17 protein-coding genes are annotated in these 16,130 nt (G+C 57.8%); 4 read left to right on the forward strand and 13 right to left on the reverse strand.

The genetic code is table 11. From position 1 onward, the window contains the following. Positions 1-27 precede the first annotated feature (27 nt). From artJ (ACTJJ1_RS02140) to ACTJJ1_RS02170, 7 genes are all read right to left on the reverse strand, one after another. Positions 28-762 (reverse strand): arginine ABC transporter substrate-binding protein, encoded by a 735-nt coding sequence (artJ, locus tag ACTJJ1_RS02140; protein ID WP_004942526.1) that lies wholly within the window; start codon positions 760-762, stop codon positions 28-30. A 206-nt stretch (positions 763-968) separates the two neighbouring features. Beyond that, on the reverse strand, positions 969-1,637 hold the full coding sequence (artM, locus tag ACTJJ1_RS02145) for an arginine ABC transporter permease ArtM (RefSeq protein ID WP_004942528.1): 669 nt from the start codon (positions 1,635-1,637) through the stop codon (positions 969-971). Continuing rightward, positions 1,637-2,353 (reverse strand): arginine ABC transporter permease ArtQ, encoded by a 717-nt coding sequence (gene artQ / locus ACTJJ1_RS02150; protein ID WP_004942529.1) that lies wholly within the window; start codon positions 2,351-2,353, stop codon positions 1,637-1,639. Before artQ ends, artM begins: the two co-directional genes overlap by 1 nt. Positions 2,354-2,362: 9 nt before the next feature. Next, a complete protein-coding gene (artJ, locus tag ACTJJ1_RS02155) occupies positions 2,363-3,094 on the reverse strand; it encodes an arginine ABC transporter substrate-binding protein (protein ID WP_004942530.1) in 732 nt (243 codons plus the stop codon). A gap of 33 nt (positions 3,095-3,127) precedes the next feature. Then, the gene (gene artP, locus ACTJJ1_RS02160) at positions 3,128-3,856 is read right to left on the reverse strand and encodes an arginine ABC transporter ATP-binding protein ArtP (RefSeq protein ID WP_004942535.1); all 729 of its coding nucleotides are present in this window, start codon (positions 3,854-3,856) and stop codon (positions 3,128-3,130) included. A gap of 255 nt (positions 3,857-4,111) precedes the next feature. Beyond that, positions 4,112-4,660, reverse strand: coding sequence for a lipoprotein (locus tag ACTJJ1_RS02165; RefSeq protein WP_020438783.1), 549 nt, complete (start codon positions 4,658-4,660; stop codon positions 4,112-4,114). A 126-nt stretch (positions 4,661-4,786) separates the two neighbouring features. Next, positions 4,787-5,260, reverse strand: a complete 474-nt coding sequence (locus ACTJJ1_RS02170; RefSeq protein ID WP_004942540.1) for an Lrp/AsnC family transcriptional regulator — start codon at positions 5,258-5,260, stop codon at positions 4,787-4,789. 167 nt (positions 5,261-5,427) lie between these two features. Between ACTJJ1_RS02170 and ACTJJ1_RS02175 the strand changes: the two genes are divergently transcribed. Both ACTJJ1_RS02175 and ACTJJ1_RS02180 read left to right on the forward strand, forming a co-directional pair. Further along, on the forward strand, positions 5,428-5,850 hold the full coding sequence (locus tag ACTJJ1_RS02175) for a DUF2000 domain-containing protein (RefSeq protein ID WP_440832227.1): 423 nt from the start codon (positions 5,428-5,430) through the stop codon (positions 5,848-5,850). A gap of 111 nt (positions 5,851-5,961) precedes the next feature. Next, complete coding sequence (locus ACTJJ1_RS02180; protein WP_004942542.1) at positions 5,962-6,285, forward strand: heavy metal-binding domain-containing protein; 324 nt, start codon at positions 5,962-5,964, stop codon at positions 6,283-6,285. Positions 6,286-6,331: 46 nt separating this feature from the next. Here the strand turns inward: ACTJJ1_RS02180 and ACTJJ1_RS02185 are convergent, their stop codons facing one another. After that, positions 6,332-7,894, reverse strand: a complete 1,563-nt coding sequence (locus tag ACTJJ1_RS02185) for a DUF3300 domain-containing protein (protein ID WP_440832229.1) — start codon at positions 7,892-7,894, stop codon at positions 6,332-6,334. A gap of 189 nt (positions 7,895-8,083) precedes the next feature. On the opposite strand from ACTJJ1_RS02185, the gene ACTJJ1_RS02190 reads away from it, so the two are divergent. Further along, positions 8,084-8,920 carry an N-acetylmuramoyl-L-alanine amidase gene (locus ACTJJ1_RS02190; RefSeq protein WP_004942546.1) on the forward strand — a complete coding sequence of 279 codons (837 nt, stop codon included), beginning with the start codon at positions 8,084-8,086 and terminating at the stop codon, positions 8,918-8,920. On the opposite strand, the gene ACTJJ1_RS02195 is transcribed toward ACTJJ1_RS02190, so the two are convergent. Further along, the gene (locus ACTJJ1_RS02195) at positions 8,921-9,931 is read right to left on the reverse strand and encodes an NAD-dependent epimerase/dehydratase family protein (RefSeq protein WP_004942550.1); all 1,011 of its coding nucleotides are present in this window, start codon (positions 9,929-9,931) and stop codon (positions 8,921-8,923) included. A gap of 170 nt (positions 9,932-10,101) precedes the next feature. Further along, a complete protein-coding gene (locus ACTJJ1_RS02200; RefSeq protein ID WP_440832231.1) occupies positions 10,102-11,541 on the reverse strand; it encodes a DUF2867 domain-containing protein in 1,440 nt (479 codons plus the stop codon). 144 nt (positions 11,542-11,685) lie between these two features. Here ACTJJ1_RS02200 and ACTJJ1_RS02205 point away from each other — a divergent pair, with 144 nt between their 5' ends. Continuing rightward, a complete protein-coding gene (locus ACTJJ1_RS02205) occupies positions 11,686-12,033 on the forward strand; it encodes a DUF1294 domain-containing protein (protein ID WP_004942554.1) in 348 nt (115 codons plus the stop codon). A gap of 36 nt (positions 12,034-12,069) precedes the next feature. Here ACTJJ1_RS02205 and ltaE read toward each other — a convergent pair whose 3' ends face one another. The 3 genes from ltaE to hcr all read right to left on the reverse strand — a co-directional run bounded on the left by ltaE (position 12,070) and on the right by hcr (position 16,125). Continuing rightward, positions 12,070-13,086: a low-specificity L-threonine aldolase gene (ltaE, locus tag ACTJJ1_RS02210; RefSeq protein WP_440832233.1), complete on the reverse strand. Its 1,017-nt coding sequence runs from the start codon at positions 13,084-13,086 to the stop codon at positions 12,070-12,072. A gap of 105 nt (positions 13,087-13,191) precedes the next feature. Continuing rightward, positions 13,192-14,913 (reverse strand): ubiquinone-dependent pyruvate dehydrogenase, encoded by a 1,722-nt coding sequence (gene poxB, locus ACTJJ1_RS02215; RefSeq protein ID WP_440832235.1) that lies wholly within the window; start codon positions 14,911-14,913, stop codon positions 13,192-13,194. 207 nt (positions 14,914-15,120) lie between these two features. Beyond that, a complete protein-coding gene (gene hcr / locus ACTJJ1_RS02220) occupies positions 15,121-16,125 on the reverse strand; it encodes an NADH oxidoreductase (RefSeq protein WP_440832237.1) in 1,005 nt (334 codons plus the stop codon). Positions 16,126-16,130 lie beyond the last annotated feature (5 nt).

Raw genomic sequence — 16,130 nt, forward strand, 5'->3', positions numbered from 1 at the left:
GGCAGGGTATTCCATGCCCTGGTCGTCTTACTGCGGGAACCACTTGTCGTTGATGGCCTTGTAAGTCCCGTCGGCTTTGATGGCGTCCAGCGCGGCGTTCAGCTTGGCCAGCAACGCCTTGTTGTCTGGACGCACCGCAATGCCCAGACCGGTGCCGAAGTACTGCGCGTCGGTGACGTGCTCGCCTACCGGCGCCAGTTGAGGGTTGTTCTTCAGCCATTCGTTCACCACGGCGGTATCGCCGAATACGCCGTCGATACGGCCATTTTTCAGCTCGAGAATGGCATTTTGGTAGCTGTCGTAAGAGACGGTGTTAATCTCCGGGTGCTTGTCTTGCATGTATTTCTGGTGAGTGGTGCCGTTCTCCATACCCACCTTTTTGCCTTTCAGATCGGCCAGTGAGCTGAATTTCCCTTTCTCGGCGATCACAATCGCCGAGTTGGCGTAATACGGCTGGGTGAAGGCGACCTGCTTGCTGCGCTCCGGCGTGATATCCATACCTGAGATCACCGCATCGTATTTTTTGAATTTCAGCGCGGCGATCAGGCTGTCGAACGCCTGGTTGGTGAAGGTGCATTCCGCTTTCATTTGTTTGCACAGCGCATTAGCCAGATCGATATCAAAACCAACGATTTTATTGCTGGCATCCAGTGATTCGAACGGTGGATAGGTGGCGGAAGCGGCGAAGCGAATGGTGTCGGCAGCGCCGGCGTTGAAGGCGATCCCGGCCAGTACCGTCGCGGCAAGTAATAGTTTTTTCATGCTTAAAGCTCCTGTCTGCAAGTCTGCGTGTTTTTATCTCGCCACCGCTTGATTTTACTGACAATAACCCAAAGGTTCTCGCGGTGGTCGCTGGCGTTTACCCTGCCATTTAATGAATTGATATGCAATATAAATGATTAAAAAATTACAGCGGAAATAAAAAGCCCTGCGCGAAGGCAGGGCTTTTAGACTGACTGGCCGATCACTCAGTTGCGGCGTTCGAACGCCAGCGCACGCCGCTCGACGATACGCATCAGCAACGTCAGCAGGCCGTTGACGCACAGATACACCAGCCCGGCGGCGCCAAATACCATCACGTCGTAGGTGCGTCCATACATCAGTTGGCTGTAGCCCATCACTTCCATCAAGGTAATGGTATAAGCCAGCGAGGTGCTTTTGAACACCAGCACCACTTCGTTGGAGTAGGACGACAGCGCGCGCTTGAAGGCGAAAGGCAGCAGAATGCGCAGCGACTGTGAGCGTGACATGCCCAGCGCTTCGCAGGATTGCCATTGACCGGCCGGGATCGCCCGCACCGCACCGTAAAACAGTTGGGTGGTGTAGGCCGCGCTGTTCAGCGCCAGCGCGATCATCGCGCACAGCCACGGCTGCGACAGCAGGTTCCATAACCACGGATACTCACGGATCGCCGGGAACTGGCCGGGGCCATAGTAGATCAGGAATATCTGCACCAGCAGCGGAGTGCCGGTGAACAGCGTGATATAGATCTTCACGAGCGGCGTCAGGATCGGCGTTTTCAGCGTCAGGATCACCGTCAGCAGCAGCGACAACACCAGCGCCACAATCAGCGCGGTGATGGTCAGCGTCAGGCTGGTGTGCAGCCCTTTGATAATTTCCGGCAAGAACTCAAGCATCAGACAGGCCCCCGCTCAAAACGCGTGGTACGCAGTTCGATGCGTTTGATAGCGTACTGGCTGAACAGGGTGACGACCAGATAGATAGCCGCCGCAATGACGTACCAGGTAAAAGGCTCCTGGGTGCGGGTGGCGATGCTCTTGGTTTGCAACATCAGATCGTTAACGCTGATCAACGACACCAGCGCGGTATCTTTCAGCAATACCAGCCACTGGTTGCCGAGGCCGGGCAGCGCATGGCGCCACATCTGCGGCATGATCAGGCGAAAGAAAATGGCTGCCGTACTCATCCCGAGCGCCTGTCCGGATTCCCATTGGCCCTGCGGTACGGCCTTCAATGCCCCGCGCAGCGTCTGCGATGCATAAGCCGAATAGAGCAGGGCGAGCGCGATCACGCCGCACAGGAACGGGCTGACTTCGAAGTTATCGATCGCCAGTTGAATGGGCAGTTGGAACAGGCCGAAATTCAGGGTGAAGCCGTCGGACAGCATCAACAGCAGCTGCGACGAACCGAAATAGATAAACAGCACCACCAGAATTTCCGGCAGGCCGCGCAGCAGCGTGACCCAGGCAGTACCGAGCCAACTGACCACTTTCCAGCGTGACGATTCCCAGACGGCAAACAGCATCGCCAGGATCAGCCCGAGGATAAGGGCGCAAACGGCAAGGCCGACGGTCATCCCGGCGGCGCTTGCTAGAGGTTGAATTTCATTCATCGGGGTTGATTACTGCTGGAACCATTTTTTGTAGATGGTTTCGTAAGTCCCATCCTGCTTGATTTTGTCCAAAGCCGCATTGAACTTGCCCTGCAACTCGGTATTTTTCTGACGCACGGCAATACCCAGACCGGTGCCGAAGTAATCTTTGTCCGTCACTTTATCGCCTACCGCCGCCAGCGCAGCGTTTTGTTTCAGCCATTCGTTGACCACCGCTGTGTCACCGAATACCGCGTCAACGCGGCCATTTTTCAGATCCAGAATGGCATTCTGATAGCTGTCATAAGGTACGGTCGTGATTTCCGGGTGTTTGTCGGTCAGGTATTTTTGATGGGTGGTGCCATTTTGCACGCCCACTTTTTTGCCTTTCAGCGCAGCAACGTCGGCCACTTTGCCTTTCTGCGCGACAAACAGGGCGGAGTTGTCGTAATACGGCTTGGTGAACAGCACCTGTTTTTCACGCTCAGGCGTGATGTCCATACCGGCCATGACCGCGTCGAAGCGCTTGAACTTCAGGCTTGGGATCAGGCTGTCGAAGGCCTGATTGGTGAAGGTGCAGTCGGCCTGGATCTCTTTACACAGCGCATTGGCCAGATCGACGTCAAAACCCTGGATCTTGTTGCCGGCGTCAATAAATTCAAATGGAGGATATGAGGCTTCGGTAGCGAAACGGATCGTTTCGGCTGCAGAGGCGGAAACGCTGATGCCGGCCAGAACGGCGGCGATTATTAGTTTTTTCATCGCAAACTCCCCAAATTACAGCAAGTAAAATTATTAGTGTGATAAGTAATTAGCAAACTCGGTGGTCTGCGGCTGTGCAAAATGACTGGCGTCGCCCTGTTCCACCACGCGACCGTTTTCCATGTACACCACGCGGCTGGCGGTCTTGCGCGCCACTTCCACTTCGTGGGTCACAATCACCTGAGTGATCCCGGTGCCGGCCAATTCGCGAATGATGCTGACGATCTGGGCGGTAATTTCAGGATCCAGCGCGGCGGTCGGTTCATCGAACAGCAGTACCTGTGGCTCCATCATCAACGCTCGGGCAATCGCCACGCGCTGTTGCTGGCCGCCGGAAAGGTGCAACGGGAAACGATCGGCAAAGTCGGTCAGGCGCAAACGCTTCAGCAGTTTGTCCGCGCGCTCCATCGCTTGCGCCTTGGACAGGCACAACACGCGACATGGTGCCTCGATCAGGTTCTGCACCACGGTGAGGTGTGGCCAGAGGTTGTATTGCTGGAACACCATGCCAACGTTCTGACGCAGTTCGCGAATGGCTTTTTCGCCCGGAGCCTGTTTGAAATCGAATTGGTTGCCGGCGATCTGCAATTGGCCCGAACGCGGCATTTCCAGCAGGTTCAACACCCGCAGCAATGAGCTTTTCCCGGCGCCGCTTGGACCAAGCAGCACCAAAGTTTCCCCTGCTGGGCAATCCAGCGTGATGTCAAACAGCGCCTGATGTGCGCCGTAATAGCAGTTGATACCGTTAAGTTGAATGCTCATGCGCCAGAATTGAATAGATATTGATGCCGCGAATGTTAACTTCCACAGAATACTTATGCAATCTTTGTGCGTTAAAATTTATTACTGCGCGGCAGAATAGTAAAAGAATAGCACAAGATACCGCGACTCAGGTTCGAAGGGGGGATTTGTCGTGCATGCTGTGAGGTATGTAGCGAAATTTCTTAAGTTGAGCGAACTTTGAGCGCAGTCAAGGTATTTGGCCACCGACGCCGAAGAGCGCCGGTGGCGGGGGGCTTACTGGTTTTCCAGCACCTGGCGCAATGTGCCGCTGGCGGCGTGCGGCGGTACGTTCAGGTAGCGGATATCATCCACGACCCAACAGGTGCCTTCACGCACCATCAGCACCTCATCTTGCCAGTTGACCGCACTGCCGCCGTCCTTCTGGTGGCTCAATTGAACGCGCAGCGGGATATTTTTCGCATCGGTATTAGGAATGGTAGACGCGCTGGCGACGGTGGCGCTGGTCGCCCCCTGGGCATTGCCGGAGAACAGATCGCCGGTTACCCGATGCTTGCCCGGGTTTTGGTTGGCGGCGACCAGATCCTGGTACAGCACCTTACTCAGGTAGGGCTGCAACTGTGCCAGACGGTTGCTGTCCGGCAGGGAAGCCGCAGGGCCTTGTTGCAGGCGCAGATCGTAAAATTTCTGTGCGACCGTATCCGGGCCGCCTTCCACACAACCGCCGGTACGGGTGCCGATATCCTTGAATGCCGGATCGACGGTGGTACAGGCACTCAATAACAGCGCTAAGGGAAAAACAGCCGCAATCGTTTTTGTTTTCATCTCATTACCTTATGTGAAAGTCTCTACCATGAAGAACGATAACTTACAGTTTATACGCAGAAAACTTTATCACCAAAATAGGTTGGCGGTTTATCAGATGCTGCACTTTCCTGCCGTCGCGCCGCTTTATTTCTTGATCGGGAACGCCACAAAGGGTTTGATTTCCTTGAGCACAAACATGCTCTGCATCTCTTTGATGCCAGGAAGACGGCGGATCACCGACATGGAAAAATCGGCATAGGTATCCAAATCGCCGGCGACGACCTGCAGAAGAAAGTCGGCATCTCCCCCAATACTGTAGCAAGCCACCACGTCTTCTAATTCGATGACTTCTCGTTCAAATTTTCTCGCCTCCGCCTCGCTGTGGCTGTCGATGCTTACGCGGATAAACACCATCACCCCCAGCCCGATTTTGCGTCGGTCCAGCACGGCCCGATACCCCTGGATAACGTCGTCGTCTTCCAGTTTCCGTACTTTTCGCCAGCAGGGCGACGCGGACATGCCCAGCTCATCGGCCAGGGTTTGGTTAGTGATGCGTGCGTCCTGTTGCAGGGCCGCGAGAATTTTAATGTCTGTCTGAGATAGCGGATTTTTGTTCATTTTATTTCTTTAAATGATACTAAATAGGTAAATTTTACCGTAATCGTGCCTTTCTTCAACGCAAGCAGGTCATTATTTCCTCCCCTGAAGTGGCATAATATTTGCCGAGAAGTGAGCTATTCCAGACAGGGCGGCCATTCAGGCGAGTTGGTTTTATGGGGGAGAGTATGCAGTTTGACGTGTCCAGACATAAATGCACCATCGTGATCGATGAAGCGTTGGCGGTAGGATTGGCGATGAACGCCGCCAGTGTGATTGGCATCAGTTTTGGCAAGACGTTCGAGAACTTGGTCGGGCCGGATTTATCCAGCGGCGATGGCGTGCGCTATCCCGGTGTCATTTATGCGCCGCTGCCGGTCTTGCGTGCGTCCAATGCCACGATTCAGGCATTGTTGAACAGCGCGGGCGACGATGAAGACATTTACAGCATGCCATTCAGCGCCTTGGCTCAATCGTGCCGGACCTATGACGAATATGGCGAGCGGATCTCAGCCGTTGACAGCGAACATATTGAGCTGGTGGCGATTGGGCTGGTCGGGCCGAAGAAAAAAATCACCAGGCTGACCGGCAATTTGCCCTTGTTTAAATAGAGGCGCTTGGGTATGCGCATGAGTAATGTGTTTATTGCATATTATATTAAGAACATATGAGTAAACTTGTGGTCTTAGAAGCGTAATCAGCGAATCAAACAAGGAGTTCTGATGCAGCTTTCAACCACCCCGACCCTGGAAGGGTTTACCATTACCGAATACTGCGGTGTCGTCACCGGCGAGGCGATCCTCGGCGCCAATATTTTTCGTGACTTCTTCGCCGGCGTGCGCGATATCGTCGGCGGCCGTTCCGGTGCTTACGAGAAAGAACTGCGTAAAGCCCGTTTGATCGCTTTCCAGGAACTGGAAGAGCAGGCGAAAGAGCTGGGCGCCAACGCGGTGGTCGGCATTGATATCGACTATGAAACCGTGGGCAAAGACAGCAGCATGCTGATGGTGACCGTCAGCGGCACCGCAGTGAAAGTCAGCCGCTAACCCCCATTTTATGAAACGCCCCGGCAACCGTCGGGGCGCAGTTTATTTATCCCACCTTGTGTTCTTCAGGCTTCAGCGGGCGATGTTCCTGCGGTTTTGCTGCGGGTATCAAATGCTGTGCCTGCGGTTTTGCTGCGGGTATCAAATGCTGTGCCTGCGGTTTTGCCGCGGGTATCAAATGCTGTTCCTGTGGTTTTGCCGCGGCTATTGGATGTTGCTCCTGCGGTTGACGCAACGGGGGTTGATGCTGTTGCATCGGTGTCGGACGATTCATCACCGGCGGCGCAATAGCATGACTCACCGGCCTGAGTGCCGGTGACGGCGCGTAGACCGGATGAGGAGCCGCAGCCAATGGCGCAGGCTGATGCGTTGCCCGGTTATCCGCCTGACGCGGTGGTGGCGTTTCCGTCCGCGGAGGTTGTGGCATTGCCGCAGGGGCGGAATGGTTAAAGTTTGGCATGCTCATCGGCTGATGGACGACGGAGGGCTGCGTTACCGGGCGGGGTGCCGGAGGCGCAGAATGGGTGAAGGCGGGCATACCTACCGGTGGATGCGCATTGCCCGCCTGCTGGGGGGCAAAGTGCGGTTTTGCCATGGTGGCAACATTCGGTGCCAGGTGCTCTGCCGTTGGCATGGTCGGAGCGAAATGCGGTGCCTGATTCACCTGCGTATTGTAGTTATTCACTGTATTGGTGCGGTTCACATTATTGTATTGATTGATATTGGTAACGCGATTAATCACAGTGGTGGAGTGCGATATATAAGGCGCATTGTTGTAAATCACCGGTTGACGCCGATCGCCCCAGTGCACATCCCAGTTATGCCAGCTGTTGTCGTGCTGATTGATCAAGGCGCCGACCGCGATGCCGACACCAAAGCTGATAACGCCAGCCGCCAGCATATCCCCACCGCTGTAGCCAGAGGCCGGTTGATAGCGATAGCCGGGGTAGCTCGGCACCGTTTCGCCGTAGGCCACCCAGGGATCGTAACGCGGCACATAAACCACATCCGGCTGGCTGGGTTCAATCACAATCACCCGATCGGGCGCGGCGACCACGGTTTGTTGATAGGGTTGCTGCTGGAGAGCGTGGGTAGCCGGCGCAAGCACCACCCGTTGTTGAGGGGAGTTTTTCAGCGTGCCTTTGTTCGCCGCACGTTGGCGCATCACCTGGATTGCGTTCATTACGTCGGTGGGATCATTGGCATAAGCATTGCCCAGCGCACTGGTCCAGGGAAGGTTTTTCGCCATCTGGTCCAGCACGTCAGGGAATTGCACCAGGCTGCGAACGCTGGGATCCCAGGGTTGGGCGTCAGCGGCCGTGGCGAGCGCCGCCGGTTGCAGGCTGCGGTTCTGCGCCAGCCAATTATCTGCGGCGCTGATTTGATCGGGATAACCCGCACCGGCCAACACCTGGGCCAGTAGCTTGTCGGGGAACAGCGCTACCGGGCTCACCAACTGATAGAGTTGATCGGCGCTTAGCGGCGTATAGGCAGGTGCAGCGGCGGGCTGAGTTACACCCATTACGCCGGCGACACTTTTCTGATCGCAACCGCTGAGTGGCAGCAGAGCGAGACAGATCAACCCGGTTAAACACTTCGATTTGCGCATGGTTTATTCGCTTATTTCAGCACAGGTAATATGATGAGGCTATCACCTGTCAGGCGAGTAGCCAGTGCAGAGCAATACTCGCTTGCACATCTGGCGGGTCTGTCATCATTTATTGATTAACTTGATTATTGGATACAAGTTAATCAACCTGAGTTACAAATTTGGGAACCTGAACCAGGGGAGGGCGACGTGAAAATTTGGCCAGGGATTATTGCCGCCACGCTGCTTGCCGGCTGCCAAACTGCACCGCAGGGTACCACCGTCGATCGCGGCGGCTACCAGCTTGAAACTCTGCATCAGGCGCAAGGCGCCGACCAGCGCATCCGTTTTCTGGTGATGCACTACACAGCGGAAGATTTTCATTCTTCGTTGAAAACCCTGACGGATGAACACGTCAGCGCACATTACCTGCTGCCGGCGCATCCGCTGCGCGAACAGGGCAAACCGGTTGCCTTTCAACTGGTGCCGGAAGCGTTGCGCGCATGGCATGCCGGAGCCAGCTATTGGCGCGGTCGTACCAGCCTGAATGACACCTCTATAGGCATTGAAATCGTCAATCGCGGGTTCAGCCGCCGCATGCTGTTTACCCACTGGCAGCCGTATACGCCGGAGCAAATCGCGCTGTTGATCCCGCTAAGCCGGGATATCATCCAGCGCTACGGCATTCAGCCGACCGACGTGGTGGGGCACAGCGATATAGCGCCGCAACGCAAGCAGGATCCCGGCCCGCTCTTTCCCTGGCAGCAACTGGCAGAAGCGGGGATCGGCGCCTGGCCGGACGCGGCAGAGGTGCAAAGGCGATTGGCGGGGCGTGACCGCCATGCGGCGGTGCCGTTGGCGCCGCTGCTGGAAAAGCTGGCGCGCTACGGGTATGGCGTCGATGCGTTGTGGGATGCGCGGCAACAGCGAAACGTGTTGGCGGCGTTCCAGATGCATTTCCGGCCCAGCGATTTTCGCGGTGAGCCGGATGCTGAAAGCGAGGCGATTGTCGATGCGTTACTGCAAAAGTACGGTGCGGCGCGTTGATTACAGGCCGTACAGCTTGCCGTGTTCTTTCAGCCAGCGGGCGGTGCGGGTAATGCCTTCATCCAGCGAAACAATCGGCTGATAACTCAGTTCCTGTTGCGCGCGGGTGGTATCCAGCGTCAGATCAAAATTGAGCTTGGCGACGCCATAATGGGTGAGCACCGGTTCTTTCTCGCTTTTACTGCCGAGCTTCTCCATGCCGCGCGCCATCATATCCAGCATCGGGTAGGGCACCGAGCGGATCCGGCATTTCATGCCCAATTCGTCGATCAACTGCTGTACCACGCTGCGCAGCGGGCGTGCCTGCTGGTTGGTGATGTTGTAGGCGCGCCCGGACGGCGTATCCTCTTTTTGGGTCGCCAGCCACATGGCGTGTACCGCGTTCTCCAGATAGGTCATGTCCACCAGCGCTTCACCGCCGCGCGGCAGCAGCAGGTTGCCGTAATGCTTAATCATCTGCAGCAGGCGCGGCAACATCACTTTGTCGTGAGGGCCAAACAGCCCCTGAGGGCGCAGGATGGTGAAGTGGGTCTGCGGGTTGGACAGCGCCAGTTGCTGGATCACCTGTTCGCCGGCGGCCTTGCTGCGTGCAAACTCGTTGGCGTAGCGCGCCGGCCGGAAGTCTTCGGTAATGTTGCGATGGTGATGATAATCGAAATAAATCGCCGGCGAAGAGATATGGATAAACTGCGAAACGCCGTAGGCCGCCGCCCATTCGCCCAGGCGACGGGTGGCGCGCACGTTGGCCAGCTCAAACGCCTCTTCGGTGCCCCAGGGGGAGGTAAAACTGGAGCAATGCCACAGCACGTCCACCTCGGCCAGCATCGCTTTGGCCTGCGACGAGATCAGGTTGGTGAGATCGGCATGAATGAATTCCGCGCCCATTTTTTCCAGCAAACTGCCCATGGCCTGGTTACGGCCGGTGGCGCGTACTTTTATGCCCTGGCGGCGGAGATATTCAACGGCGTTACGGCCTAACCCACTGGTTGCACCGGTGACCAATACCTTCATAACGAACTCTATTCTCGCCAAAAATCAGAATGCTGAAGGCCGTCAGCGGCACCCCAGCAAATAAGATGCCATTCTTCCGTGATTTCGTGCGCTATGCAATCGGAAAGGACCTAACCGCAGCAGCAAACTGTGCGGTTGATCGACAAATGAACATCAGGCCGTGCCGCGGGTCACGGCAGATTGTATTCGTGCTCTTCGGCCAGCTTCGCAATACGCCGTGCCATGCCGCGAAAAATGAACAGGTGGGCGGGCATCATGGCGAACCAGTACAGCAACCCGCTGAAACCGGCGGGATGCCACCAGGCGCGGACATCAAGGCTGCGGCGATCGCCGTGATCTTTGATAGTGAAGGTTAAACGCCCCAGGCCGGGCGCTTTCATGCCGAACAAGAGCGCCAACTGACGTAGCGGCTTGAGGGTGATCACTTTCCAGCCGTCGACCAGATCGCCCACAGCCAGCGTATCGCGCGGCGGGCGGCCATACACCACCTGATTGCCGATCATATCGTCCATGCGGGCGCGGATCTGCCACAGGAGGTTGGCATAGAAATACCCCTCTTTGCCGCCCAATTGCTGCACCACGTGCCACAAAGCCTGGCTGGACGCGTGGGTTTCCAGCGTGCAACCCGCCTGTTTGGGATAGAAACCGTAGCCCGGCCGCCAGCGTGCCCGCGCCTCCGGATCGTAGCCCCAGTCGGCGGAGTCGACCACCTCCTTCTCGCGACGCAGGGTTTCGCGTACCGCCTCATCGAAGGTTTGCAGCGTTTGCGGGATCAGTGCTTGCAACGGTTTGCCGTCGGCGGGCAGATCGTGGTTCAGGCCTTGAATCAGCGCGCTGGCGATGGACGTGGGCACGGAGGTGATCAGGCTGATAAACCAGACTGAAATAAAGCGCGTGGGCAGGGGAATGGGGATCAGCCAGCGCTTCTTGCCGCTGATCCTGATGAAACGCTCAAACATCGTCTGGTAGCTGATATATTCCGGCCCGGCGACGTCAAAAATGCGATTTTCTTCCGCCGGATACGCCAGCAGGTCGGCCAGATACACCAGCAGGTTTTCCAGCGCCACAGGCGAAGATTTAGAGCGCACCCAGCGCGGCGGCGTCAGCACCGGCAGGTTGTAGACCATGTCGCGCATCACTTCGAACGCCGCCGAACCTGGGCCGACGATAATACTGGCGCGCAATTCGGTGATCGGGATGCCGCTTTGGCGCAGTATCTCACCGGTTAGCTTGCGTGCCACCAGGTGCGGCGAACTGTCGCCGGTCGGCTGCAGGGCGCCGAGAAAAATGACCTGTTTGACGCCGGAGCTGCGCAGCGCATCGCGCAGGTTTTCCGCCGCCTGGCGTTCCTTTTCAATAAAGTCATCACCGTCGCCCATACCGTGGATCAGATAATAAAGGGTATCTATATCCCATAGCGCGGCGCCCAGGGTTTCCGGGCGATAAACGTCGACATAGTGGCAATTAACCTGCGGCCAGTTCTGGTCCTGCAACCATTCCAGACGGCGCGCGGCGGCGGTAATGGTATGTCCCTGCTCGATCAGGTGAGGGATCAGGTTCTGGCCAATGTAGCCGCTGGCTCCGAGAACCAATACGCGTTGGGGTGTCATCAGCGCTGCCTTATGCAGTGAAAGTCGGTGACAGAATGCCAAACCTGGCGTTTAAATGCACTTTTTGTGTGGTTATGAGGGAGTTGCATCTGCCATGAGGCGGGGTCACACTACGGGCCGTTTGCCTGTGATAAGCCGGATGATATGAAACTGAATGCTGTTTGTTATGCCCTGTTGGGCCTGGCTTTAGTCGCCAGCCTGTTTTTCCTGCATCCGATTGGGATGTGGTGGCTGTTGGCCAACCTGCTGACGTTGCTGGTGTACGGCGCGGATAAGTTTGCTGCGCGCAAGGGTTGGCAACGGGTGCCGGAAAGCACCTTATTGGTGTTTGGGCTGGTGGGGGGATGGATTGGCGCGATAGTCGCACAACAACTGTTTCGCCATAAAACCCAGAAACAGCCGTTCAAAACCTGGTTTATCCTCAGCGTGGTGCTGAACCTGGTGGCGACGCTGGGGATCTGGTACTGGGTTTACGGCCGCTGGATCCTCTGAAGGCGGGGCGCAGTGGCGCCCCGTTCGGGTCAGGATTCAGGCATGCTGGCGGAGGAACTCCCGCCATAAATCGACGACTTGCTGCAGATCCTGACGGTTGACGTCGATATGGGTCAGAATGCGCGTCAGCGGCCCGCTGCTGATCAGCACGCCACGCTCTCGCATCCACGGCCCCAGCTTTGCCGCCAGATCCGGCGATTGGCGCAGGTACAGCACGTTGGTTTGTGCGCCCGGCTCAGCAATTTCCACGCCCATCCCCTGCAATTGCTGTTCCAGCCATTTGGCGTTGTCGTGGTCATCGCGCAGCCGTTCGACGTTATGCTCCAGCGCATACAAACCCGCGGCCGCCAGAATACCGGCCTGGCGCAGACCGCCGCCGGTCATTTTGCGCCAGCGCATGGCGCGCTGAATAAAGGCTTCACTGCCGCACAGCAGCGAGCCTACCGGTGCGCCCAGCCCTTTCGACAGGCAGATGGTGAAGGTGTCGCAGTATTGCACAATCTCTTTCAGCGGCAGGTTCAGCGCGACGGCGGCATTGAAGATGCGCGCGCCGTCGATGTGCAGCGCCAACTGATGCTCGCGGGTGAATCGCCAGGCCTGTTGCAGGTATTCCTGCGGCAGCACGCGGCCGCTGATGGTGTTTTCCAGGCTCAGCAGACGGGTTCTGGCGAAGTGAATGTCATCGGGTTTGATGGCCGCTGCGACCTTGTCCAGCGGCAGGGTGCCGTCCGGGTTCGCCTCAATCGGCTGTGGCTGGATGCTGCCGAGCACCGCTGCGCCGCCGGCCTCGTATTTATAGTTATGCGCCTGCTGGCCGACAATATACTCATCGCCGCGCTGACAATGGCTCAACAGCGCCACCAGGTTGGCCTGGGTGCCGCTCGGCAGAAACAGCGCCGCTTCCTTGCCGGACAGACGAACCGCTTCCGCCTCCAGCGCGTTTACCGTGGGATCATCGCCATAAACGTCATCGCCCACTTCGGCCTGCGCCATGGCTTGGCGCATGGCGGCGCAGGGGCGGGTCACGGTGTCACTGCGTAAATCGATAAGCATACAACTCCTCAGCATCAATCCGGAAAATGGCTTCCATCATAGCCGGATTATCGCGTGGCAAAAGCGGAAAATGGCAGGCGCAGCGGTTGCCGCGCCCGCACAGGATCAGCGCAGCCAGTTGGTTTTCGCCAGTTCGACCACTTCGTCGCCACGGCCGTTGATAATGGCACGCAGCATATACAGACTGAAGCCTTTGGCCTGTTCGAATTTGATCTGCGGCGGCATCGCCAGTTCCTGTTTGGCGGTCACCACATCCAACAGGGCCGGGCCGGGGTGCGCCAGCATTTCTTGCAGCGCAGCGTCCAGATCCGAAGCCTTCTCGACGCGAATGCCCTTGATGCCGGCGGCGTTGGCAATCGCCGCAAAATCCGGGTTGTGCAGATCGGTACCGTCGGTCAGGTAGCCGCCGGCCTTCATTTCCATGGCCACAAAACCCAGCACGCTGTTGTTGAAGATCACAATCTTGACCGGCAATTTCAACTGGGTCAGCGACAGGAAATCCCCCATCAGCATGGTAAAACCGCCGTCGCCGCACAGGGCGATCACCTGCTTGCCCGGCTCGGTGGCTTGTGCGCCGATGGCCTGCGGCATGGCGTTGGCCATCGAACCGTGGTTGAACGAGCCCAGCAGGCGGCGTTTGCCGTTCATTTTCAGGTAGCGTGCCGCCCACACTGTCGGTGTGCCGACGTCGCAAGTGAAGATGGCGTCGTCGTTGGCGTATTGGCTGATCTGCTGCGCCAGATACTGCGGGTGGATAGGCTGATCGTCATTGGCGCTCGCCAGCCCATCGAGATCTTTGCGCGCGGTGCGGTAGTGCTCCAGCGCCTTGTCAAGAAACGTGCGGTCGCTCTTCGGTTCCAGTTGCGGCAGCAGGGCGGTGAGGGTGGTGTGGATATCGCCCACCAGCGCCATGTTGACCGGGCAATGCGCGCCGATGCTGCCGGGGTTGATGTCGATCTGAATGATGTTGGCGTTGGTCGGGTAGAACGCGCGGTACGGGAACTGGGTGCCGAGCAGCACCAGGGTATCGGCGTTCATCATCGCGTGGTAGCCGGACGAAAAGCCGATCAACCCGGTCATGCCGACGCTGTACGGGTTGTCCCATTCGATATGCTCTTTGCCGCGCAGTGCGTGGACCACCGGCGCTTGCAGCAGTTCGGCCAGCTTGACCACTTCGTCATGCGAACCGGCGCAGCCGCTGCCGCACATCAGCGTGATGTTCTTCGCCTGATTCAGTATGGCCGCCAGCGTGTTCAGCTCGCTCATCGGCGGTTGAACCAGCGGCAGTGCCGGGGTATGCCATACCATGCTGGCGTCTTCCGGCGCCATGCGCAGCGCCACGTCGCCCGGCAGCACGATCACCGACACGCCACGATTGAGGATCGCCTTACGCATGGCGATTTCCAGCACCCGGGGCAGCTGTTCCGGATTGGAGACCAGTTCACAGTAGTGGCTGCATTCACGAAACAGTTCTTGCGGGTGGGTTTCCTGGAAATAACCGCTGCCGATTTCGCTGGAGGGAATATGGGCGGCAATCGCCAATACCGGCACGTGGTTGCGGTGGCAGTCGAACAGGCCGTTGATCAGGTGCAGGTTGCCCGGGCCGCAGGAGCCGGCGCAAACCGCCAACTGGCCGGTGAGCTGGGCTTCTGCGCCGGCGGCAAACGCGGCCACTTCTTCGTGGCGCGTGCCCAGCCATTCGATGGTGCCCATGCGGTGCAGGCTGTCGCTAAGGCCATTGAGCGAATCGCCGGTGACGCCCCAAATGCGTTTCACGCCGGCCTGCTCAAGCGTTTTGGCGACCAGCGTGGCTGCGGTTTGCTTCATAATTCCCCCAAGCGTTGTAAAGGACCCTTTATCTTTCACGCCACAGCGTTATGGGCTGCAACTTGAAATCCAGTGGGCATGAATCATTAAGGCTTTTTTAGCGTCAGATGAATGTAATAAAACGCACGGAACAGGGGAAAGTGTAGAAGGGGGCTTCAAAGCGTGCTTGCCGATAAATGCCCCATCGGCGAGATGGGGCTATGGCCGTCAGGCGAGGGTAACGTCACCCTGCAATTGGCAACTGCACGCCAGCACATACCCTTGGGCGATCTCGGCCGGGGTGAGCGTCATGCTGCTGGTGGTGCTGTAGTCACCGTCGAGGATGCGGGTTTTGCACGAACCGCAGACCCCGGCGCGGCAGGCGGCGTTGACCGGCAGCGCGTGGGCCTCCATCGCTGCCAGCAGCGTGCTGCCGACCGGTACGCGGAACTCGCGCAGCGGCCGGGCGGCGCGCAGCGTTAGCCCTTCGCCTTGCCCGGAGTCCGTTTCCGCCGGCGTATGGAACTGTTCTTTGTGGAAGCGGGCTACCGGCACGCCAAGCTGGCGGCAAAGCTGCTCCGCCTTAGTCATGTAAGGCGCGGGGCCGCAGGTCATCACCGTACGTTCGACAATATCCGGCGCGGCCTGTCGCAAGGCTTCTAACGTTATCCGCCCGTTGAGGTAGCCCGGCTGAGCATCCTGTTCGGCCATCAGCGTCAGTTGCAGTTGAGGATGCGCGGCGCACAACTCGCGCCATTGTTCGGCAAAAATCGTATCGGCAGGGGTGCGTACGTTAAAGATCACGGCAATATCGCAGGCCGGACGATTGGCTACCAACCAGCGGCACATTGAGATAATCGGCGTAACGCCACAGCCGGCCGCCAGCATCAGGTAACGATCGGCCGGGTGCCGTTCGCAACTGAACTCTCCCTGCGCATCGGACAGCCACAGGGTGTTACCGGGTTTGACCTCCTGCGTCAGCCAGCGCGAGCCTGCGCCGTCCGGCAGGCAGCGCACGCTGATGCTGAGAAAACGGCTTTGGCCGGGTGAGGAAGACAGCGTATAGGCGCGCAGCGTTTCTTCGGTATTGCGGATGCTGACCAACGCAAACTGGCCGGCCTGATAAGGGTAAAAAACGTCGCAGATCAGGTTCAGCGTCCAAACGTCGGCAGTTTCTTGCCGGATCGAGTGTACCTGCATGCGATTGGGGCAAAGTGGGGTGGGTTGGGTCATAGAGC

It is taken from the genome of Serratia sp. 22264, from assembly GCF_052045345.1.
Taxonomy (GTDB): Bacteria; Pseudomonadota; Gammaproteobacteria; order Enterobacterales; family Enterobacteriaceae; genus Serratia; species Serratia plymuthica.